This is a genomic window from Deltaproteobacteria bacterium (assembly GCA_019308995.1).
Classification (GTDB): domain Bacteria; phylum Desulfobacterota; class Desulfarculia; order Adiutricales; family JAFDHD01; genus JAFDHD01.
The window spans coordinates 25874-47331 of sequence record JAFDHD010000011.1; the positions used below are offsets into that span (position 1 = coordinate 25874).

Sequence of the window (21458 nt, forward strand, 5' to 3'; positions counted from 1 at the left end):
TCAGGTTTTCAAGCATACTAATCACTCACATCCCTTTGGGTCAACAAAAAAGTCGGTCATTACCCATACCCAAGCACTGCCCGGTAATGATGGCTCAGCGGAAAAACCGAGGCCACATGCACCCACCAACGCCGACCTTGATATGAAATGCGGAGTAGTGTTCTTACCCTTCTTGATTCGGTTCTCCACATTGGCCCGACCATTGTAAATTTTGACCACCTCCCTGGCCGGAAGATTCGAATTGGTCACAATGAATCCCTTCCCGGGGAAAAGCTCATCGTAATGCCATTCGATCTGGCACACTACTCGCCTCGATTTTCTCCAACTAAGTGTCTGATGAAAGCCTGGCTCCCTGAAAATCCAACCTGATTGATCCATTAAAATCAGGTCTTATGGCCTTCTTTTTTCTTTCACCATTGACGGACACTGGCCAACCTCTACTTATGCTATTTTTTGGCCATTATATCAGATATTTGGGTGAAATACTAGAGGTTTTTTAACTGTTTTGCCGTATAATTCAGGTTTACCAGGCGCATGCTCAAGGCAGGCGGCTCACGTTAGCCTGCATCTGTTCGATGGTCGCCCGGTAATCGGGTTGGCCGAAGACGCCAGAACCGGAAACAAAGACGTTGGCCCCGGCCTCAGCCACTTTGGCGATGTTATTAATCTTGATTCCGCCGTCAACTTCTATCTGAATGTCCCGGCCGGAAGCGCTGACCATTTCGCGCAGGCGGCGAATCTTTTCCAGGCTCTTCGGGATGAAGGACTGATTCCCAAACCCGGGATTGACACTCATGATCATGACCAGGTCCAGGTCATCCATGACATACTCCAGGATGTTCAACGGCGTGGATGGATTGAGCGAAACGCCTGGCCGCATGCCTTTTTCCCTGATGGCCTGCAAGGTTCGCTGAAGGTGAGGCAGGACCTCGACATGCACTGTCAGCCAGTCTGCTCCGGCCGCGGCAAAATCTTCGATGTAGTTGTTTGGATTATCAATCATCAGATGAACGTCAAAAGGCACATCGGTGACCTCGCGTAAGGCCTTTACCACCAGAGGGCCGATGGTTATGTTGGGCACGAAATGGCCGTCCATAACATCAATGTGTATCCAGTCTGCACCCGCCTCGGTCACAGCCCGAACTTCCTCCCCCAAGCGCGTAAAATCAGCCGATAGAATGGAAGCAGCAATCTTCATCATTTAAGCAATCTCCAAACGTTAATTTTCAAACAAGGTCTTTCTTTCATCGTCCTCATATACATAGGCCTCGAAAGGATCCGGGACTAAAGCCAGCGTTCGGACAAACTCACCCGGCCCATGCCAGCCCTCATGAACATCAAACCGGAAAAAATCTACCTCGACATGGAACCGGATCTCCCGCCGCAGGAGACCATATGGAATCTGGTAATCTATGAGGTGAAATTTATATTCGGATATACCGCCACTCCCCTCTCTATTGACGGTCAGGGTGATCAAGGCCCCTTGAGACACCCGGCTTCCAGGGGCGGGGTCCTGGACCAGAACCGCCCCCACGGGCCAGTTGGGCCGGTTTTCATACTCGAGCGGACCGACTTTCAACCCGGCCCTTTCCAGGGTTAGAAGAACCAGGCTGTAATTCTGAGCGGTCAGGTCGGGCATGACCAGCCCCACCGGTCGGGGGCCAAGGCTTAAAAGCAGATCAATCCGTCCCTTGCGGTCCACCGGCGTCATGGCCTCCGGAACCTGCGCCAGGACGCGATCCCGCTCCTGATCCGAGGCAGAACCATAGACGTAACTGACCAGACCCACCAATAACTCGCTCTGGCTCAGGATGGATCGGGCCTGGTCTAAAGAAAGGCCCCTGAGATCGGGCAATTTTACCATCCGGCTGTCTTTGGAGATGATGACCCTGATATCCCGGTCTTTCTTCACCTGCATGCCCGGCTTGGGATCCTGGTCCATGATCTGATCTTTGGGGACCTGATCGCTGTAATTAAAGCCCTGGACCTTAAGGTTCAGCCCCAGTTTAGATAAAACCTTAAGAGCAGCGATTGAGTCCAAGCCGGTCAGGTCAGGCACCGTGACTTCAGGCTCGCTCTTGATAATGAGCCGGGTGGTCAGGTAAGCGCTTACACCAAGGGCTATGAAAAAAATCAGGGCGTATAAACTATACTTGACCCAGCGCTTCATTCCCATATCTTAAGCAAAAAAAGGCTGTGTGTGAAACCTTTTCTCAATCTATATCTCCGAAACAAGCCAAAGCCTGGGATCTCCTCTGAAGTTAAAGCCCTGTTTCTGGAGACCAATTTATGTTAGGATATGACAAATTAAATTCCAAGATGGCTCAAACCTGTGAAAAAAAATTTTACGATTACCGAGATTTCAAAAATTCTCAAAGATTATAAACCTAAGATAAATCCCCCCAAAAGCGGATACCGGCTGGCCTCAGTCTTTATCCCGTTTTATCCGGACCCGGACGACCTGTCTCTTGTCTTCACCAAGCGTCCCGACCACCTGAATTCACACAGCGGGCAAATCTCGTTCCCCGGCGGAACAAAGGACCCGGCGGATAAGGATGATCTGGCTACCGCCCTCAGGGAGACAAAAGAGGAAATCGGCGTTGATCCATCCAATGTCGAGGTTTGGGGACAACTGAAGTCGGGCCCGACCGTCAACTCCAACTACTGGGTCACCCCTTTTGTCGGCCTCATACCGTTTCCTTACCCCTTCAAACTGAACGCTTACGAGGTGGAACGCCTCATTATCGCGCCTCTATCACATCTTCTTGACCCTGAAAATTTCTCCGAAGACTTTTATTCCTGGAATAACTATACCTACCGAACCCAGTTGTACACCTATGGTCAAGATGTCATCTGGGGCCTCACCGCTAGAATCCTCAACGACTTTCTATTCCTCCTCCGGACAGGCAGAGAACCAAAGGACACCGACCCCTTGATTTCGACCTGACCTCTGGCCTGGATTTATCTGACCAAATTCTGATAAATCTGCTGCACCGCTTTCACGGTGGCTGGAGCGTTTTTATAAACCGCTCCGCCCGAGAGGTCGGCTTCAATGACTTCATCGTTATAAGGTATAAACCCCAGAATCTCGAAATCTGGCAGCCCGCTGCGGATATAAGCCTCGTCACTTTCGTTTCGAACCTTGTTCCCGACGATGGCAATATTCATCAATTTCAGGTCCTGGGCCAGCCGGCGCACCGCCTGCGCTGTGTCCAGGGAACGCCGGCCCGGTTCCACTACCACCAGGAGCTTGTTCACGCTAGAGGCTGTGCCTCGGCCCAGGTGTTCGAGCCCGGCTTCCATGTCAATAATCACAACCTCATTTCGAGCCAGGACCAGATGGCTGACCAGCTGTTTGAGCATGACACTCTCAGGACAAACACATCCGCCTCCACCTTTCTTGACGCCGCCCATGACCAGGAATTTAATTCCATCTATCTCCCGGGAAATGGCGTCGGGCAGATCGTCCACCTTGGGGTTCATTTTGAACATGGCGCCAAAAGAGCCTGGCTCGGCCCCGGTGCGCTCGGCGATAAGCTCCCGCATTTCAGATAGGGGCGTGATCTCCTCGGACCCGTCGAAGCCAAGGGCCAGGGCCAGATTCGCGTCCGGATCGGCGTCAATGGCCAGGACCTTGCTGCCTTTAAGGAAAAAGATACGGGCTAAAATGACGGCCAGGGTTGTCTTACCCACGCCGCCCTTACCACTGATTGCAATCTTCATCTTAAAAACTCCTGAGCGGCTGTTTATGAGGCCAATCGAATCAGCCGGTAGATCACCATCCCGGAGAGGACGGCCACATCCTCGGTGGATAAGTAATGACTGATATTCCGATCAAAAAGGACCTTCCCCGTGGGCTCGAACTCTTCATCCCCCTCCCAGAGAACTAAAGTTAACGTTACATGGGGGAAGGCCTGGATAGACACCGCTATATCACCCAGGCCACGGACGGGCTCCCCACCCAGTAACGGCGCGGTTTCGATGAGTTTGTGAGTGGCATGGCCAAAAAAGGAGACCAGAGGCGCCTCAGCCCGTTTGACAAAGGCCGGATAATAGAACTCACCGGAAGGGATTTCGCGATAGGTGATGTATTCGTTCATCCGCGGCACACCGTCAGCCTTGTTCAGATAGTGCAGGATCAGGCCCTGTTCCTGGATAGGAACTTCCTCGTCTGAATCCAGCAGCAGCACGCTGATTTGAGGCAAACGAACCAGAAGGGGCCTTCCGATAAAATCGAAAGAAAACTCTTGCTTGTCCGGGTCATACTCGACCGCGCTCAAACGACTTACCTCTTGAGGCGCCTTTTGTTTTATTTCGGCGGCAGCCAGATTAAAGGCCTTAATATAATCATCTTTTCGCGCCAAAAATATCCTCCCTCTAAAATTTCGAAACGAATCTTTTCTTTCCAGGGGCCCCTCTTTATCTATCTTCTATTTTATGCTAATATATATTCGGGCCTATGTCCATACCCGGACAGGGTTACTATTTTATTCGGGAGCCCTTGCCATGGCCCGGCGACGAATAAAAAAGGGTGAGATAAAACCCGCGCCTGAAAAGATGGACCCAGGGCCGCTGAATTACCATCCTTTCAAGACACTTAAAGGTTATAAAATAGCACCAGAGCCTTCTCGGCCAGAACCCCCTGCCCGCAGAACGCCGGTACAAATGGAAAGTGATTCCAGCCTGTTCTGGTCAGCGGTGGCCGACGTCATCCCCATTAATCGCGATAATGCTAGAATAGTCAGGACTTCCCCGGACGCCCGCCCTCAAAGCCCAGGGCCGCTCGAAACGGAAAATCTGGAGGTGCTGGCTCGGCTCGAGGACCTGGTCAGCGGACGAGCCCAGTTCGATATTGTGGATACCGACGAGTATATAGAAGGTTTTATTAAAGGCATTCATCCCATTATCCTGGAAAAACTGAGAAAAGGCTCCTTTTCGGTCCAGGCCCATCTGGACCTGCATGGCCTTACCGTTCGTGAGGCGGAAGAGGCGGTCAAGGATTTCATTGATGAAGCCGTCAGCCTGAACTACCGCTGTGTGCTGCTCATACACGGCCGGGGAATGAACTCCAAAAACCACATCCCGATTCTCAAAAAAAGACTCCAGTCTCTCCTCCTCAAAGGCCCGGTCAGGAAAAGAATCCTCGCTTTCACTTCTGCTCGTCCTCACGATGGAGGCGCTGGGGCCAGTTACGTCCTTTTGCACGCCCGGAACTGATTTTAATTCCACAGCTCAATGCTGGTTTCTGCCTTTGGCCGCCCCTTATCTTATCACGGCTTGAAACATCTATATCCTTTGAACATTTCCCGAACCCATACTTGCATAAAGACGCTTTTCATTATAAGTTCAACCTGAACCGGTGATCTGAAGGAGGCGATCGTGGGAACAGAAAGGAGATTTGGCCTGATCGGTGGTGGGAACATGGGTGAAGCCCTGATCAAAGGGCTGATTCAAAGCGGGCAGGCTCGGCCTGAAGACATCATTGTCTCCGATCCCCTGGCCGCGCGCAGGAGTTACTTGCAAGAAGAGTATCAGGTGGCGGCAAAGGATGATAACAAGAGCCTGGTAAAAGAGGCGGCTATTATCATCCTGGCGGTTAAACCTCAGGTTCTGGATGAGGTCCTGAACGAGATCCAGTCCGTGGTGGAACCGAGGCACCTTATTATTTCCATCGCCGCGGGGGTGAGCCTGCCTCGTATCGAGTCGGCCCTTCCGTCTGGAACACCGACGATCAGGGCCATGCCGAACACCCCGGCCCTGGCCCTGGCCGGAGCCACAGCCATAGCCCCTGGAAAACATGCTTCCGAAAAACACCTGGCCATGGCGCGCATCCTGTTTGAAGCCGTGGGTCTTGTGGTGGAGGTCGCGGAAAAAAACATGGACGCCGTGACTGCCTTGTCAGGCAGCGGTCCGGCCTATATCTTCATCATCTTAGAGGCCTTGGCTGACGCCGGAGTCCTCGAGGGCCTGCCTCGCGACCAGGCGCTTCTCCTGGCCGCGCAGACCATTCTTGGCTCGGCTAAATTAGTACTGGAGTCTGGATTCCACCCGGCCCAGCTTAAAGACAGGGTCACCTCGCCCGGTGGAACGACCATCAGCGGGCTCATGGTTCTGGAAAAGGGCGGCTTAAGAGGCTTGATCATGGAAGCGGTCAGGACCGCTGCCAGGCGTTCGGCCGAACTGGGGAAGTAGAAGGCACCACCCGTCGTCAGGCTGGCAGATCGAAAAAATTGGTATCCATCTTAAAATTAATATATAATGTTATTTATTGAAATTACGATTTATAAAATTTTGACCCCCATTTAAGGAGGCCATTTTATGAAGAAACTAAGGATTTGGGGACCGCTGGTGGCGGCCTTAGCGGTGGTAATCCTTCTTCTGGTTTGGTTTTTCGACAATAAAGGAGAGGCATCCAGGCAGACTTACAAAATCGCAACCGTAACCAAAGGGAAGGTCCTGGCTACGGTCTCATCCACCGGTACTGTCAAACCCCTTAACACGGTTAAGGTTGGGAGCCAGGTTTCGGGAAACGTGAAGGAAATCCATGCGGATTTCAATTCAAAAGTGGAAAAGGACCAGGTCATCGCCCGCATAGACCCTGCTATATACGCCGCGCAGGTGGAACAGGCCAAGGCGCAGCTCCTAAAAACCCAAACCCAGCGCATGGAAAAACGAAAGGACATCGAAGCGGCCAGGGCCGGGGTTACAAGCGCCAAAGCCAACATCAATTCAGCCCGGGCCACCCTGAAGCAGTGCAAGCTCCAGTATGAACGCCTGGGCGCTCTGGTAGACAAAAAAACAGTGGCCAAGTCCGAGTTTGACGCAATCTTAGCCAAACGGGACAACGCCCTGTGGGCCCTGGAAGTGGCTGAAGCCAAGCTGCAAACGGCTCATGCCCAGCTGGCAAGGATGATCGCCCAGGAAAAAGGCGTGCGAGCCCTCATCGCGGAAAGAGAAGCGGCTCTCAAGCTTACTACTATCAGGCTGAATTACTGCACCATCAGATCCCCCATCAAAGGAGTGGTAACATACCGGTCTGTGGATGTGGGGCAGACCGTGGCAGCCTCGCTCCAATCACCGATCCTTTTTCATATTGCTGAAGATTTGACCAGGATGCAGGTTGAGGTGGATGTCAGTGAGGCGGACGTCGGCCTGATCAAAGCAGATCAGAAGGTCGAATTCACGGTGGACGCCTATCCGGAAAAAAAATTCAAGGCCACGGTTCGCCAGATTAGAAATTTCGCGACCAACATTCAAAACGTGGTTACTTATAAAGTGGTAGCGGACGTGAATAACGATGCCCTCCTCCTCCGGCCCGGCATGACCGCCAATGTAACCATCATCGTGGCCGAAAAGAAAGATATCCTCAGGCTGCCCAACGCCGCGCTCAGATTTCGCCCCCTGGGAGATATTAAAGAAGCCAAACAGAAAAAGGAGCCTCCAGTCACAGAACGTCCCTTTTTCAAAAAAACCGTTGAAGGACTGGAAATGGATTCCCAGCAGGCTAAGGCTTTTGAGGAGATTTTCAAGGAAGCCAGCGTCAAACTCAAGGCAGGCCTGGCAGAAACCACGGAAAAGGATGACAAGAGGCAGGCCTGGATCACCTTCTTTAGCCAGATTAACACCAAACTCGAAGGGATTCTCCGGGAAGATCAGGTCAAGAAACTAAGGGCCTATAGTAAATACATGGCCAGGATGCGAAAACGGCAGAAGAAAACCGGACGCCCGGCCCAGGTCTATATCCTCGACAAGGATGGCTTGCCACAGGAAATGAAGGTTATGATCGGGATCACCAATGAAACCGAGACCGAACTGGTCAAGGGGGACCTGAAAGAAGGCGACGGGGTAATCGTCGGCCTTTCCTTAACCGCCATGGAAGGCGGCTCCAAGTCTAACCCGCTCCTGCGTATGTTTGGCCGGGGAAGGTAGTAAGGATGGGTACCCCGATTATACAGCTCCAGAGCGCCACCAAAGTCTATCCCATGGAAGGGGAGACGGTGGAAGCCTTGAAAGAAGTTGATCTCGAGATCAAAACGGGTGACTTTGTGGCGGTCATGGGCCCGTCCGGCTCGGGAAAATCCACCTTGATGCACATCCTGGGACTTCTCGACAGCCTGACCGCCGGTCAGTACGAGCTTGAAGGCGAGGATGTCTCCTCCATCTCCCGAAACATGAGGGCCGATATACGAAATCGGAAAATCGGCTTTATTTTTCAGACGTTCAACCTGCTGTCTCGGTCAACCGCCCTGGAAAACGTTGAACTTCCCATGCTCTACCGCCGGCCTGGCGATCAAAACCGGCGTGAAAAGGCCATGGAGGCCCTCAAGCTTGTCGGGCTTGAAGATCGGGCCTTCCATCAGCCCATGCAGCTTTCAGGCGGGCAGCAGCAGCGGGTCGCTTTCGCCAGGGCCTTGATCAACAGCCCCAGCCTGATCCTGGCTGACGAACCGACCGGAAACCTGGACACCAGGACCGGGCAGGAGATCATCAAACTGCTTGACTCCCTCCACGATCAGGGAATCACCGTCATCCTGGTCACTCATGACCCGGAGGTGGGCCAGGCCGCCCGGCGCAGGATCTTTTTTCGAGATGGGCTTCTGGAACGGGAGGAAGTGAACTAATCCAGTGCGGGCTGATGTAAACGGCCCACTCGAGGTGTGAACCGATATGGATATCATATTAACAGCCTTCCGTCTGGCCGTCAGGGCCTTGTTAGCTTACAAGGTCAGGAGCCTTCTGACCATGCTGGGCATCATCATCGGCATCGGATCCGTGATCGTCATGTTCAGCATCGGGCGAGGAGCCAACGCCAGTATTCAGAAGCAGATCAACGACCTGGGCACCAATATGCTCATGATCTTTTCAGGCTCCAGTAAAAAGGGCGGGGTGCGGGCCGGGTGGGGGACCATGCCTAGCTTAACGGTCAAGGACGCCCTGGCCATCGAACGGGAATGCCCGGCCGTGCGGCTCTCGAGCTATCTCATCTCCCGAAACGTGCAGGTCGTGAATGGCAAAACAAACTGGGGCACAAAAGGGTACGGCGTCTCTCCGAATTTCGCAGAGATTAGAGCCTGGCCCATTCAAGAAGGGCAATTCCTAACCGCCCAGCACCTTAAATCCGCGGCCAGCGTGGTGGTCCTGGGTTCTTCCGTGGCCGAAAACCTCTTCCAGCCCGGGGAGGAGATCATTGGTCGCAAAGTCCGTATAAAAAACTTTCCCTTCCGCGTTATCGGGGTTCTGATACCCAAGGGACGTAATCCCAGCGGGCAGGATCAGGACGACGTCGTTTTTATTCCTTACACTACACACGTCCGGAGGCTCATTGGCAGGCGACTGCCTGGAATCGTCCATTACATCGGGGTTTCCGCACAATCACAGGAGCTTGTGCCCGAAGCCAAGCGTGAAATTGAGGAACTCCTCCGTCAGAGACACCGCATCCTTCCTGGTCAGGACGATGACTTTACCATCCGCACCTTAGATGAGTTCTCTAACATGGCCGCCAAAACCACCGGCACCATGACCCTGCTGCTTACCGCCGTGGCCGCGGTGAGCCTGGCCGTGGGCGGCATCGGTATTATGAACATCATGCTGGTCTCGGTGACGGAACGCACCCGGGAGATCGGCATCCGCATGGCCGTGGGGGCCAGGGAACGGGATGTGCTCGTTCAATTCCTGGTGGAATCCGTGACCATGAGTATCGTCGGCGGTCTCCTTGGAACCATCCTGGGGATCGCATCATCAAAGCTGATCTCCGGCCTGGCCGAGTGGCCGACTATCATCACCATGGACTCAATTCTACTGGCGACCTTGTTTTCTATGGGGGTGGGGGTCTTCTTCGGCTTCTACCCGGCCCGCAAGGCCTCCCGCATGGACCCTATCGAAGCCCTCAGATACGAGTAACAGCTAAATAGCGGGCGGGGATAAACCCCACACCTACTCTAAATCGGTATTGTAGGGGCAGTGTTTATCCCCGCCCGCCTGAAAACCTTTCGGGATTATTCCCCCATTAATTTCACCAGGTTCTTCACCATCTGCTGCGTCGTCATGAAGACCATTTCTTTGGAGAGGAAGTATCCGGGCGAGGCGTCCAGACGAATTCTGGTGACCTCTTCTGCGGTTTGCCGCACATCCTGAGTGCGGGCGTAAGATTCCTCAATTAACTTTCGCGTCTCCTGAGCGGCTTCGGTGGCGTCCTGGATATACTCCCGGGCGTCCCAACCGGTCATGACGCCGTAATGCCCGGCCAGATATATCTCAACATCTAAAGCGGCTATCCTTTCCAGGGTCTGCTGGTACTGGTCGAAGTTGGAATTGGCCACGGTGAAAGCCGTGTCCCCGTAAGGAATTCCTCCAGCGTCAGAAGCGAACAGGGCTTTTTCTTCAGGGAGGTAAACGGCAATGGAACAGGAAGAGTGACCGCGCGCGTCAATGATCTCCAGGTTCAAGTCGCCGCAAGGCAGTGTATCCCCGCCGCCAACCGCCTCTTCGATTTCGAGCCTTGCGAAATCCAGGAGGCCCTGTTCCCTGACTTCCTCTTCCACTCCATGTCCGGCGGCCGTAACCTGGTTCATGCTGGCAATGGTCTCAACGACCCTCGGCTCTGCAAACATCTCTTTAGCCCTGGCCGAGGCCGTCACCTTTGCCCAGGGCCAGCGTTTTTTAAAGTAGGGAATACACCCCACATGATCAAAGTGGGCATGGAGGATGACGATACGTCTGATCCTGTCCTCTTTAATCCCGAAATTCTGAATCTGCTTTGGTATTTCAAAGGCAGCATAGACCATGCCTCCGCCTATCAAGGCATACTCTTCGCCTCCGTCCACAAGGTATATGCACGATTCCGTGCGCCCCAAGAAAAAAATTCTGTCCGTGACACGGCCTGGTTCGGTGATTCTCATCAGCTCGACTCCTTTCCCTGTTACCAGACTACAGGCCGTATGCTTATACTACAAATCACGGACAAGAACCAGGACCGCGGCGCACATGAACACGTATCCCGCGAAAACCGCCCAGGTGATGACCTCTCCCCAGGCAAAAAAAGCCACCAGTCCAGCCAGGAGCGGTTCGGATAAGGTAGCCGTGGAGATTCGGCTGGCGCCGATGTAACGAATGGCATAGTTTAATGAGGTGTGCCCGGCCATGGTGGGGATTAAGGCCATGAGGATGAAGCAGAGCCAGGTGACGCCGTTGTATTTAATGATCGGCAGATCGAGAAAAACCAGGCAGATAAAACCAAAGACAGCGGCTAGACCGTAAACCGCTGAGACATAAACCATATTTGGTAAAAATTCTCTGAGCCTTCGCCCAAGAAGGAGATATGCCGAGAAGAAAATGGTGCAAAGTAGCGCCAGACCGTCGCCGGCAAGGTGCTCCGGGTTTAAGCTCAGGTCATTGCCTCCTAGAAAGACAATCCCGATTAGACCGAGGCTGATAGCCAGAAAGAGGCTGGCACTCAGGCGCTCACCAAAAATGAAGTAGGCGGCCGTGACGGTAATGACCGGGTTCATGGAAAAAAAGATGGTCGCATTTGCCACGGTTGTCTTTTGAACCGCGCCGATAAAGGTGAAAAAATGCGCTGCCAGAGCCAGGCCGGACAGGCAAAGAAGAAGGTAGTCTCTTTTGCGCAGGCGTCTGAGCATATTGAGTCTCGACCCGGCCAGGGGAAGCAGGAGTATGGCGGCAAGGCCCAGGCGCCAGGTGGCGATGGCAAAAGGATGCGCCTCACCCAGCCTGACAATGTTTCCAGACTGGCTGGCCGATATCAGTCCCACGATCAGAAAGAGATAGACGCTTCTTGGAACAGTCATGAAGGTCCCGGTCCTAACTTCTGCCTGGCTGATCAATTTCCGCATCAGACAGGGACACGAAAAACAGCTTACTAGAATTATTTCTTCTTAGCATGCTGGGAGCGAAATGCAAAGAATAAGCGAAAATGAGCGCCCGCATTATTACTTCAAGAAGTGAGGAGTCCAGAAGGTGAGGAGCAGAAGATAGACGAGCAAGGCCGCAAAAAGGCAGGCGAGGCAGACACATCCCCTTGAACGTTCCAGCGTCACCAGGCTTTCCTGCCTCTATTCCGTCAAATGTCACACCTGCTTGTCATTAATATAGATAGTGCTTCCAAATACCAGAGTTGACACTACTTGGGAAAGTACTATACTGCTACTACTATAATTGTGATCAGATCAGGACTTTTTTCTTGACTCTGACGAGGTAAGGTTGTTTTTATATTCTACTGTAGGACGTCAATGAGGTTTATGAAGAAGGACGCTGTCTTTCACGAAGGATACGCTGTGGATATTTTTTCAGTGAGTTCTACCCGCTCTCATAAAATTTTCAAATTTTAGGAAGGAGGCCTGTGTGTCCATGAGCAAAAGGTGCCACTTAGGTCTTGATATAGGTTCGATCAGTCTTAATACTGTTCTGCTGGACGATAATATGGAGGTTATATTTGAGGATTATACGCGCATCCATGGTCGTCCTTATGAGGTAACTCTGGAGGTCTTAGGACGACTGCTAGGCGAATACGACCAGGACCAGATCGCCACCGTTTCAATTACGGGCACGGGAGGCAAGAGCCTAGCCGATCTTCTCGGAGGGTCCTTTGTCAATGAAGTCATCGCTCAAACCCGGGCCACCAGCCATTTTGTGCCGCAGGCCAGAACCATCATTGACATGGGCGGTGAGGATTCCAAGCTTATCCTGGTTACGAGTGAGGATGGGGGAGGCCTGACCATTGCGGATTTTGCCATGAACTCCATGTGTGCTGCTGGCACGGGTTCCTTTTTGGATCAACAGGCTCACCGGCTTGGTTACGCTATTGAGGATTTTGGCAAGGAAGCCCTTCGTTCGGAAACCCCGCCCCGGCTGGCCGGTCGGTGCAGCGTTTTTGCCAAAACCGACATGATCCATCTTCAACAGGCCGCCACGCCTGATTTCGAGATCATTGCCGGTCTTTGCTATGCTTTGGCTCGCAACTTACGCAGCAATCTGGCCAAGGGTAAAAAGATTATGCCTCCGGTTAGCTTCCAGGGGGGTGTGGCCGCCAATGACGGTGTCCATAAGGCTTTCAGGGAGGTCATGGATCTGTCTGAAAAAGAGTTCATTATCCCTAAATATTTTTACTTCATGGGCGCCATTGGCGCTGCTTTATGCACGATGGACCGGCTGAAGGAGCACTCGGAAGCCGCGAATGGTTTCGCCGGGCTGGAAAAGCTTAAGCACCATATAAACCAGCAGAAGCCTGAGAGGAGCCTCCTCAAACCTTTAAAAAAACCTGAAACAGAACCCTCGATAGCCTACCGCCGCCTGGACGATCTACCTCCGGGGGAGAAGGTGGAGGTCTACCTTGGCATTGACGTCGGGTCCATCAGTACTAATTTGGTCTTAATTGACGAGGACATAAACGTCATTGACCGGGAGTACCTCATGACCGCCGGTCGGCCTCTTGAGGCCATCCAAAAGGGACTCCGAGCCGTGGGTGAGCGTGTCGGGGATAGAGTTCAGGTCATGGGAGTCGGCACCACTGGTTCCGGACGATACCTTACCGGCGATTTTACCGGCGCGGATATTGTGCGCAATGAAATCACGGCCCAGGCTACCGCGGCGGCGGTAATTGATCCGAAGGTAGACACCATTTTCGAGATCGGCGGTCAGGACTCCAAATACATCAGTCTGGAAAACGGGGCGATTGTTGATTTTATGATGAACAAGGTCTGCGCGGCCGGAACCGGCTCCTTCCTTGAAGAACAGGCGGAAAAGCTCGGGATCAACATCGAAGAAGAGTTTGGCAGCCTCGCCCTTTCCGCTGAACATCCGGTCCAGCTGGGTGAACGCTGCACCGTGTTCATGGAGTCCGACCTGATTCACCATCAGCAGCAAGGGGCTGAAACTCCGGACCTGGTGGCTGGTTTATCGTACTCTATCGTGACCAACTATCTGAACAAGGTCGTGGAAGGTCGCCGTATTGGCGACCACATATTTTACCAGGGGGCGACCGCCTTTAACAAAGGCATTGTCGCTGCTTTCGAAAGCATCACTGGTAAAAAGATCACCGTGCCCGATCATACGGACGTGACCGGCGCCATCGGTTCGGCCATCCTGGCTATGCGTGAACGAACCTGGGGAAAAAGCAAGTTCAAAGGGTTTGACCTTTCAGAGCGCCGCTATGAAATTACCTCTTTCGAGTGCAATGGGTGCTCCAACGCCTGCGAAATCCGTAAGGTGACCCTGGAAGGAGAGACGCCGCTTTTCTATGGCTCCCGCTGTGAGAAGTATGATGTCAAGAAAAAGAAGGCCGCCGAAAGCGGCATACCCGACCTCTTCGCCGAACGGGCCGAATTGCTTTTCAATCCCCCTGAAGCAAAGCCTGTTGACGGGCTGGATCGCGGCGTGATCGGGGTGCCTCGGGCCATGTTCTTTCACGAATTGATGCCCTTTTTCAAAACCTTTCTCACCACCTTGGGCTTTGAGGTAATTCTATCAGAAAAATCCAATAAAAAATTGATCCACCAGGGGATCGAGGTCGTAGTTAATGAACCCTGCTTCCCGACCAAGGTTGGTCACGGCCACATCCTGGACCTGATTGATAAAGGCGTGAAGCGGATCTTCCTGCCAAGCGTTATCAACATGCCCAAGAAGGACCCGGATATGGAATGGAGTAAAATCTGTCCCTACTCCCAGACTCTGACCTATACCTGCCACTCCGCCATTGATTTCAAGGCCCATGACGTGGAACTGATCCAGGGACCGATCTATTTCGGGGAGGGGGAGAAAATCCTGACCGACGGTATGATTAAAATTGGAAAAAATCTGGGCGTTGGCGCCAGGCAGGTAAAAAAAGCGGTGCGCCGGGGAATTGAGGCTCAGGAAAACTTTTACCAGCGCCTGCTGGCCCGGGGCCGTGAAGCCCTGGATTTACTGGATGAGAAGGGTTGGCTGGGAATGGTCGTGGTTTCACGACCGTATAATGGCTTTGACCCCGGTTTGAACCTGAACCTCTCCAGCAAGTTCAGGGACCTTGGGGTGCTGGGTATCCCCATGGACTTCCTGCCTTTAGATGATCCCCGGTATCACGAAGAATCTCTGCACCACTACTGGCGCTATGCGCAAAAACTCTTATCCGCCGCTGAAATCATCCGGCGGGATGAACGTCTTTATGGAATCTTCATAACCAATTTCGGCTGCGGGCCGGACTCCTTCATCGAGCATTTCTTCCGGGATATCATGCGCGGCAAGCCCTATCTGGAGATCGAAATTGACGAGCACAGCTCCGACGTCGGCGCCGTGACCCGGCTGGAGGCTTTTCTCGACAGCTTGAAGAACGTGACCGTACCCAAAGAAAGCCAGAGTCTGCTCACCTTCCGCGGCCGCAAAACAGCGGAGTTGAAAGATCGAAAGTTCTTTATCCCGCCCATGACCGACCATACCTTTGCCCTTGCGGCGAGCTTCGAGGCTTGCGGCGTGGAAGCAGAAGTGCTTCCGCCTTCGGACCCGGAAACATTGCAGCTGGGACGGAAGCTGACTTCAGGCAAGGAATGCTACCCCTGCTGCTTGACCACCGGCGACATGGTCAGGTTGATCAGGCGGCCTGACTTTAATCCTGAACAGATGGCCTTCTTCATGCCTTCAGGCAATGGACCATGCCGTTTCGGCCAGTACCACCGCTTCCAGCGTCTGGTTCTGGATGAGCTTGGCTACCCGGAGATCCCCATCTATGCCACCGAACAAGGGACAACGATGTATGAAGAGATGGAGGACCTTGCCGGTAAAGACTTCAAACGGATTGCCTGGCATGCAATCGTGGCCGTGGACCTTATTATCAAAAAAAAGCTGGAGACGCGGCCTTATGAGGTGAATCCAGGGGAGGTTGACCGGGTCTACCAGGCCTGCCTGGACGACATTTGTGAGACCGTTAAAAATCACCGGGACCTGACGGACTGCCTTGTTCGCTGCCAGAAGCGCCAGGATGCGGTCGAGCTTAAGGACCCCGGCTCGAAACCCGTTATTGGCGTTGTGGGCGAGATCTACACCCGAAACAACGAATTCTCCAACGAGGATACGGTTCGTAACATAGAGCGTTTCAATGGTGAAGCCTGGATGGCGTCCGTCGGGGAATGGATTCTTTACCTCAATCAAGCCCAGATGGCCGTCGTACGCCGGCAGAGGCAATGGAAAACCCTTCTGTCCAGAAAAACCATTAACTACTTCCAGATCAAGGATATGCATAAGCTGGAGGAGACGTATCGGGGTTCGCTGCGCAACTTCCATGAGCCTCTGATCACCGATACCTTTGATTACGCCAGCCCTTATCTGGATCGCAGTTTTGAAGGCGAAACCATCCTCTCTATGGGCAAATCAGAAGACTTCTTCCGGAAGGGGGCCTCCGGTCTGGTGAACATCATCCCCTTTACCTGCATGCCCGGGAATGTAGTTGTTGCGCTTCTCAAGCGTTTTCGGGAAGACCATAACAATATCCCGATCCTGAACGTAACCTGTGACGGTCAGGAGCAGACTAACAGCCTGGTCCGCCTGGAAGCCTTTATGTATCAGGTCTACCAATATCGGGAGTTTCAAAAAGAACAATGAAAAAAATGCTCATCAATGCCTCGGACTCTGAGGAGTACCGAATCGCCATTGTGGAAGACGGTCACCTGGAAGAAGTTTATACGGACAGCTCCATCAAAGAACAGGTGCGAGGCAACATCTATAAAGGCGTCATCGTCAATATCGAGTCCGGGCTCCAGGCGGCCTTTATTGACTTCGGCGCGGAACGCAACGGCTTTTTGCAGATCAACGACATCCACCCTGAGTACTATCAGCAGGAGCCACCGAAGCGAGGCTGGCCTGACATCCGCAAGGCCCTTAAAAAAGGCCAGGAGCTCCTGGTTCAGGTCACCAAAGAGGCGTCGGGGAGCAAAGGCGCGGCGCTGACCACCTTTATCTTTCTTGCCGGCCGGTACATCGTTCTCTCCCCCGGCCAGGAGCATGTGGGCGTTTCCCGCCAGATCGAGAACGAGGACGAACGCCAGCGCCTTAAGGCAATCATTGAAGACCTGCCTGACAAGGAGGGTTTCGGGTGTATCGTGCGCACTGTGGCCCAGGGACGCAACAAACGGGAAATAACCCGGGACTTAAGTCACATGCTTCGGCTCTGGGAGGAAATACGCCGCAAGGTTCCCGAGCTGCCTTCACCTTCACTGGTTCATAAGGAACACGACCTGGCCTTACGGACCATCCGGGATTACTTTACGCCTGAAATCAAGGAAATTCTGATTGACGATTCCGAGGTCTATGGCAATGCCCGTGAATTTATGAAAGTCGTCTCTCCCCGCCATCAGAATCTCATCAAGCGCTATAAAGAAAAAAGGCCCATCTTTTCCAAATATCAGATCGAGGAACAGATTCAGGCGGTCTTCTCTCGCGAGGTCAGGCTCAAGTCCGGGGGCTCCATCGTTATTAATCCGACCGAGGCCCTGGTGGCTATTGATGTCAATTCAGGCCGATCCACCAAAGAAACCAAGCTGGAGGACACAGCCTTCAAGACCAACCTGGAGGCGGCGGAGGAGATATGCCGCCAGCTGCGGCTGCGCGATCTGGGCGGTCTGATTGTCATAGATTTTATTGATATGCGGGAAAGCGCCCACCTTAGGGAAGTCGAAAAAACCTTGCGGAATGAATCCAAGAAAGATAAGGCCAGGATCGCCCTGGGCCGCATCTCCAAATTCGGTCTGCTGGAACTGTCCCGGCAGCGCCTCCGCCCTCCCATTGAACATGGCACCTATCTTACCTGTGAGGTCTGCGGCGGGCGGGGGGTGGTTCGTTCTCCCGAGGCGACAGCCCTGGCGGTCATGCGAACCATTACTCAAAAAATTTCCAAGGGACGCCTGGGAAAGGTCCAGGGACGCCTGTATCCTACGGTGGCCGATTACCTTCTGAATCGAAAGCGCCAGGAGCTTTTGGACCTTGAAGACCGGTTTAAGGTGAGCATTGAGCTGAAAGGGCATCCTGAGGTTCTGCCAGAACAGATGGACCTGAAGTTTATCCGGCGAGAATCCGAGACCGAAGAGCCTGGATCGGCCATTGAGTCGTGATACAGTTGTTACGAAAACCGCTCGCCGCCATCCTGATGGCGCTATTTCTCCCCTGGTGTTTCGCTCCTGCTTTCGCTGGCGTAAACAAAACCGAGCAGGCCCTTCTTTCTCCACCCGACCAATACCTGCGACGAGTGGTTATCGAGGTCCATGACCCCTCAGGTAAGCCTGTCAAAGGGATCAAGGCTGAAGTGAGTTCCATCCTCGGCCGACTTCTGGTTGAAGAGAGTGAGTTCATCTCCGATCCGCATGGTCAAATCCGCTTTCAGATTCAACCCGTAATCGAGGAGCCGATGGCCGGTCACATGGTTCAGGACCGATTTCTCTTTTATCGGTCCGCATTCAAATACCGGCTGACCAAGCCAGATTTCATCAGCCAGCAGGGCGAGATCAAAGACGTGCAGGAGTTCGCCGCCTTTCAGGACCTGCTTTACCGCGTCCTCGACCGGGAGCCGACCCAGGAGCCTCTCATCGTACCGGTGACCCTTTATGCTTATCAGGGCTATCTGTCTTCGGCCCAGAACGCCTTCGCCTGGTCCAAGTCTGATCATCAAAGGTTCAAAGATCTTGTTGACACCCTGAAAAAGAACGGGCAGAAACATGACTTCACCCTGCCGCTTGCTTCCATTGCTTTTCCCTCGGGGCCTGAGGCCGTTTTTAAGCTGCGTTTGATCTTCGATCCGCATTTTGACCCAACCGAAATGGGCCTTCTTAGCGCGGGCGTTGTTCTTTTCCGTGGTCCCTTTCTAACCGCCCTGTCGGCCCTTAAAAGCTACTTAACCCCTGCAGACCGAATCAAGACGATTCGGATCGCTATCCTGGCTCATTTTCAAAGCAGGTCCGATCCCAGGGCCCGCTCTATTGCTCAGGTTTTCGTGTTTCGTCTTCCCATGACCCACGTCCCTTTGATTCTGAATAAAGGCAACACACCACCCTTCCCCCTTGAATCGCTGGAAATAAAAGTAAACGGTCAAACCCTGAACCTAAGCCAGGAACTGAACCGAGTGGCAAGGGAAAGGAGTTCAGGCAACCCCTCTTAGCTAAATTGCCTTCAAGACTCATTCCGCTGGATACTCTTTCATGTTGAGGTGGACCCATGAATGATAAGCAAATAACCTTGACCAATATAGCCGGGATTACGGTCGGTCATGCAACAGATGAGGCAAACCGCACCGGCTGTACCGTCATACTGTGCCCGGAGGGAGCGGCGGCCGGGATGGAACTCAGAGGCATGGCCCCGGGCTCACGAGAAACCAACCTCTTTGATCCATTGACCCGGACCGAAGAAGTACACGGCCTTCTCCTCACGGGGGGGAGCGCCTTTGGATTGGCTGCGGCCACAGGCGTGGTGCGCTGGCTGAGTGAAAATGGCTATGGCTTGGACACGAGCTGCGGCCGGGTGCCTCTGGTCCCGGGCGCGGTCATCTATGATTTGTTTTTCAACCAGTCTTTCAGGCTGCCAGATGAGGCCATGGGATACGAAGCCGCCCGTACAGCTTCCTCCGACCCGGTGAGGCAGGGCTGCGTCGGGGCTGGAACCGGCGCTACCGCAGGCAAAATGGCGGGTATTGAGCGAGCCATGAAGACCGGCCTGGGTTCGGCCGGCTTTGAGGCCGGTGGAATCAAGGTCGCCGCCCTGGTCGCGGCCAATCCTGTCGGTGATATTGTTGATCCTGACACTGGTGAAATACTGGCTGGAGTCCGCAGTCCGGACGGCCGAACCATAAGCGGGACCATGACCGCCATCAATTCCGGGCAGGGTTTCCTCGCCCCGCCGCCTTCAAATACCGTTCTTGGCGTAGTGGCTACGGAGGCCCGGCTGACCAAGCTTCAGGTCGCGCGAGCGGCCCGAATGGCCGCCTGTGGTTTTGCCCGCGCCATCCGCCCGACCAGCACGCTTCACGATGGAGACATGGTTTTTGTTCTAGCCACTGGCAAAGGCCCCGCGGTGGATGAAAATATTATCGGGGCCCTGGGGGCTGAAGCTCTGGCGCAGGCTATTGCGGCCGCCGCCCGCACGGCCACAGGCATTCCTGGAATCCCGGCTTATCGGGACCTGGTTCATCCATGAAGGCCGGGCCTTTTTTAATCAGGATGCGAACATGATCATTGACGTTCATACTCATATCTTCCCGCCCGACATCAGGAACGACCGTATCAGGTTTTTCACCGGAGAACCGGCCTTCACCCGCATATACAGGGACGAGAAGGCCCGCGTGGCAGGGGCGATCGAGCTGATTCAGACCATGGATGAAGATGAGGTGGACCTGGCTGTCATCTTTGGCTTTCCTTGGTCTGATGAAGATAATGCCAAGGCCCATAATGACTACATCCTTGACGCGCAAGGCCGCTTCCCGAATCGGCTCATCGGTCTGGCATCGTTTGACCCTTTGAAAGACTGGGCTGAACGGGAAGCCGAACGGGCCCTGTCCGCCGGGCTCTGGGGTCTTGGAGAACTGGCGATTTATAACAGCGGATTCGATGAGCGAATTCGAGAGCGGCTGACCGGCCTGGGGCAACTCTGTAAAGCCCGCGGCCTGCCGCTACTCATGCATGTCAATGAGCCGATCGGCCACCAGTATCCGGGCAAGGCGCCCTTGACCTTGAAAATGATCTATGAACTTGTTCTGGCCTTAAAAGGGGTTAAACTCATCCTGGCCCACTGGGGTGGGGGCCTCTTTTTCTATAGTCTCTTGAAAAGGGAGGTGGAGGCAGCCATGGCCGATGTTTACTTTGATACGGCCGCCTCCCCCTTTTTATATAAACCGCAGGTCTATGAGCTGGCAGTCCGGATTATCGGACCGGAAAAAATACTCTTTGGCAGCGACTTCCCGCTTATTCACCCGAACCGCTATTTTAAAGAGATGGAGTCTGTCCGTCTCAACCAAAAAGCGAAAAAGACGATAAAAGGGGAGGCCGCCGCCCGCCTGTTATCAAAGGTCCTGGAAGAAAAAAAGATTTTGTAAAGAAAGATCGTCGTTACTCCCGGGTTGCAACGGCCGGGGCCAAGCGGAACCGCAGCAGCTTGTATTCTCTTGGGTCTTGCTTGATTTCCTTCTCTAACCGATATAAACTTTTTGTATGTTCCAAAAAGCAAAGATTGGTGTGGCTCTGGGGGCTGGCGGAGCCCGGGGGCTGGCCCATATTGGCGTGCTCAAGGCCATGGAACGCGCCGGTATCAGGATCTCCTTCTTATCCGGTTCCAGTATCGGCGCCATTATTGGAGGGTTGTATGCTTACTATCTGAGTGCGGCCGAGCTGGAAGGCGTTATTCCGAAAATCCTGAACACGGAGCTCTTCCGCAAGGCAGGTTTGCCGCTGATACGCAAGGCCTTCCACGACCGACCTGAAACTCTTTCCCAGCGT

19 protein-coding genes are annotated in these 21458 nt (G+C 53.5%); 12 read left to right on the forward strand and 7 right to left on the reverse strand.

Features of this window, described 5'->3' with window-relative positions; all coding sequences use genetic code 11:
- Positions 1 to 21 precede the first annotated feature (21 nt).
- The 3 genes from JRI95_03890 to JRI95_03900 all read right to left on the reverse strand — a co-directional run bounded on the left by JRI95_03890 (position 22) and on the right by JRI95_03900 (position 2170).
- Positions 22 to 303, reverse strand: coding sequence for a hypothetical protein (locus JRI95_03890; GenBank protein MBW2060684.1), 282 nt, complete (start codon positions 301 to 303; stop codon positions 22 to 24).
- Between the two features lie 235 nt (positions 304 to 538).
- Positions 539 to 1201 (reverse strand): ribulose-phosphate 3-epimerase, encoded by a 663-nt coding sequence (locus tag JRI95_03895; protein MBW2060685.1) that lies wholly within the window; start codon positions 1199 to 1201, stop codon positions 539 to 541.
- Between the two features lie 18 nt (positions 1202 to 1219).
- Positions 1220 to 2170, reverse strand: coding sequence for a PASTA domain-containing protein (locus JRI95_03900; GenBank protein MBW2060686.1), 951 nt, complete (start codon positions 2168 to 2170; stop codon positions 1220 to 1222).
- Between the two features lie 162 nt (positions 2171 to 2332).
- Between JRI95_03900 and JRI95_03905 the strand changes: the two genes are divergently transcribed.
- On the forward strand, positions 2333 to 2947 hold the full coding sequence (locus tag JRI95_03905) for a CoA pyrophosphatase (protein MBW2060687.1): 615 nt from the start codon (positions 2333 to 2335) through the stop codon (positions 2945 to 2947).
- 14 nt (positions 2948 to 2961) lie between these two features.
- On the opposite strand, the gene JRI95_03910 is transcribed toward JRI95_03905, so the two are convergent.
- Together JRI95_03910 and JRI95_03915 are read right to left on the reverse strand one after the other, a co-directional pair.
- On the reverse strand, positions 2962 to 3723 hold the full coding sequence (locus tag JRI95_03910) for an AAA family ATPase (GenBank protein MBW2060688.1): 762 nt from the start codon (positions 3721 to 3723) through the stop codon (positions 2962 to 2964).
- Between the two features lie 23 nt (positions 3724 to 3746).
- The gene (locus JRI95_03915) at positions 3747 to 4364 is read right to left on the reverse strand and encodes a DUF3786 domain-containing protein (GenBank protein ID MBW2060689.1); all 618 of its coding nucleotides are present in this window, start codon (positions 4362 to 4364) and stop codon (positions 3747 to 3749) included.
- Positions 4365 to 4506: 142 nt separating this feature from the next.
- On the opposite strand from JRI95_03915, the gene JRI95_03920 reads away from it, so the two are divergent.
- The 5 genes from JRI95_03920 to JRI95_03940 all read left to right on the forward strand — a co-directional run bounded on the left by JRI95_03920 (position 4507) and on the right by JRI95_03940 (position 9900).
- The gene (locus JRI95_03920) at positions 4507 to 5217 is read left to right on the forward strand and encodes a Smr/MutS family protein (protein MBW2060690.1); all 711 of its coding nucleotides are present in this window, start codon (positions 4507 to 4509) and stop codon (positions 5215 to 5217) included.
- Between the two features lie 162 nt (positions 5218 to 5379).
- Positions 5380 to 6192, forward strand: a complete 813-nt coding sequence (gene proC / locus JRI95_03925; protein ID MBW2060691.1) for a pyrroline-5-carboxylate reductase — start codon at positions 5380 to 5382, stop codon at positions 6190 to 6192.
- A 126-nt stretch (positions 6193 to 6318) separates the two neighbouring features.
- Entirely contained in the window at positions 6319 to 7929 is a 1611-nt protein-coding gene (locus JRI95_03930) for an efflux RND transporter periplasmic adaptor subunit (protein ID MBW2060692.1), read from the forward strand.
- Positions 7930 to 7934: 5 nt separating this feature from the next.
- Entirely contained in the window at positions 7935 to 8621 is a 687-nt protein-coding gene (locus JRI95_03935; GenBank protein ID MBW2060693.1) for an ABC transporter ATP-binding protein, read from the forward strand.
- Between the two features lie 46 nt (positions 8622 to 8667).
- A complete protein-coding gene (locus JRI95_03940) occupies positions 8668 to 9900 on the forward strand; it encodes an ABC transporter permease (protein ID MBW2060694.1) in 1233 nt (410 codons plus the stop codon).
- Between the two features lie 95 nt (positions 9901 to 9995).
- Here JRI95_03940 and JRI95_03945 read toward each other — a convergent pair whose 3' ends face one another.
- A complete protein-coding gene (locus JRI95_03945) occupies positions 9996 to 10898 on the reverse strand; it encodes an MBL fold metallo-hydrolase (GenBank protein MBW2060695.1) in 903 nt (300 codons plus the stop codon).
- Positions 10899 to 10946: 48 nt separating this feature from the next.
- Complete coding sequence (locus JRI95_03950; protein MBW2060696.1) at positions 10947 to 11807, reverse strand: DMT family transporter; 861 nt, start codon at positions 11805 to 11807, stop codon at positions 10947 to 10949.
- Between the two features lie 559 nt (positions 11808 to 12366).
- Here JRI95_03950 and JRI95_03955 point away from each other — a divergent pair.
- The 6 genes from JRI95_03955 to JRI95_03980 form a co-directional block, all read left to right on the forward strand.
- Complete coding sequence (locus tag JRI95_03955) at positions 12367 to 16587, forward strand: CoA activase (protein ID MBW2060697.1); 4221 nt, start codon at positions 12367 to 12369, stop codon at positions 16585 to 16587.
- Positions 16584 to 18092, forward strand: a complete 1509-nt coding sequence (locus tag JRI95_03960) for an Rne/Rng family ribonuclease (GenBank protein ID MBW2060698.1) — start codon at positions 16584 to 16586, stop codon at positions 18090 to 18092. Before JRI95_03955 ends, JRI95_03960 begins: the two co-directional genes overlap by 4 nt.
- A gap of 5 nt (positions 18093 to 18097) precedes the next feature.
- Positions 18098 to 19132 (forward strand): hypothetical protein, encoded by a 1035-nt coding sequence (locus tag JRI95_03965; GenBank protein MBW2060699.1) that lies wholly within the window; start codon positions 18098 to 18100, stop codon positions 19130 to 19132.
- A 56-nt stretch (positions 19133 to 19188) separates the two neighbouring features.
- The gene (locus tag JRI95_03970) at positions 19189 to 20163 is read left to right on the forward strand and encodes a P1 family peptidase (GenBank protein MBW2060700.1); all 975 of its coding nucleotides are present in this window, start codon (positions 19189 to 19191) and stop codon (positions 20161 to 20163) included.
- 31 nt (positions 20164 to 20194) lie between these two features.
- The gene (locus JRI95_03975; protein ID MBW2060701.1) at positions 20195 to 21058 is read left to right on the forward strand and encodes an amidohydrolase family protein; all 864 of its coding nucleotides are present in this window, start codon (positions 20195 to 20197) and stop codon (positions 21056 to 21058) included.
- A gap of 115 nt (positions 21059 to 21173) precedes the next feature.
- A partial coding sequence (locus JRI95_03980; GenBank protein ID MBW2060702.1) for a patatin-like phospholipase family protein occupies positions 21174 to 21458 on the forward strand: 285 nt, incomplete at its 3' end.

Excerpts from the sequence above, each read along its gene's own strand:
- JRI95_03895 (MBW2060685.1), bottom strand. The coding sequence starts at position 1,201 with ATGATGAAGATTGCTGCTTCCATTCTATCGGCTGATTTTACGCGCTTG.
- JRI95_03900 (MBW2060686.1), bottom strand. The coding sequence starts at position 2,170 with ATGAAGCGCTGGGTCAAGTATAGTTTATACGCCCTGATTTTTTTCATA.
- JRI95_03910 (MBW2060688.1), bottom strand. The coding sequence starts at position 3,723 with ATGAAGATTGCAATCAGTGGTAAGGGCGGCGTGGGTAAGACAACCCTG.
- JRI95_03920 (MBW2060690.1), top strand. The coding sequence starts at position 4,507 with ATGGCCCGGCGACGAATAAAAAAGGGTGAGATAAAACCCGCGCCTGAA.
- JRI95_03930 (MBW2060692.1), top strand. The coding sequence starts at position 6,319 with ATGAAGAAACTAAGGATTTGGGGACCGCTGGTGGCGGCCTTAGCGGTG.
- JRI95_03935 (MBW2060693.1), top strand. The coding sequence starts at position 7,935 with ATGGGTACCCCGATTATACAGCTCCAGAGCGCCACCAAAGTCTATCCC.
- JRI95_03940 (MBW2060694.1), top strand. The coding sequence starts at position 8,668 with ATGGATATCATATTAACAGCCTTCCGTCTGGCCGTCAGGGCCTTGTTA.
- JRI95_03945 (MBW2060695.1), bottom strand. The coding sequence starts at position 10,898 with ATGAGAATCACCGAACCAGGCCGTGTCACGGACAGAATTTTTTTCTTG.
- JRI95_03950 (MBW2060696.1), bottom strand. The coding sequence starts at position 11,807 with ATGACTGTTCCAAGAAGCGTCTATCTCTTTCTGATCGTGGGACTGATA.
- JRI95_03955 (MBW2060697.1), top strand. The coding sequence starts at position 12,367 with ATGAGCAAAAGGTGCCACTTAGGTCTTGATATAGGTTCGATCAGTCTT.
- JRI95_03960 (MBW2060698.1), top strand. The coding sequence starts at position 16,584 with ATGAAAAAAATGCTCATCAATGCCTCGGACTCTGAGGAGTACCGAATC.
- JRI95_03970 (MBW2060700.1), top strand. The coding sequence starts at position 19,189 with ATGAATGATAAGCAAATAACCTTGACCAATATAGCCGGGATTACGGTC.
- JRI95_03975 (MBW2060701.1), top strand. The coding sequence starts at position 20,195 with ATGATCATTGACGTTCATACTCATATCTTCCCGCCCGACATCAGGAAC.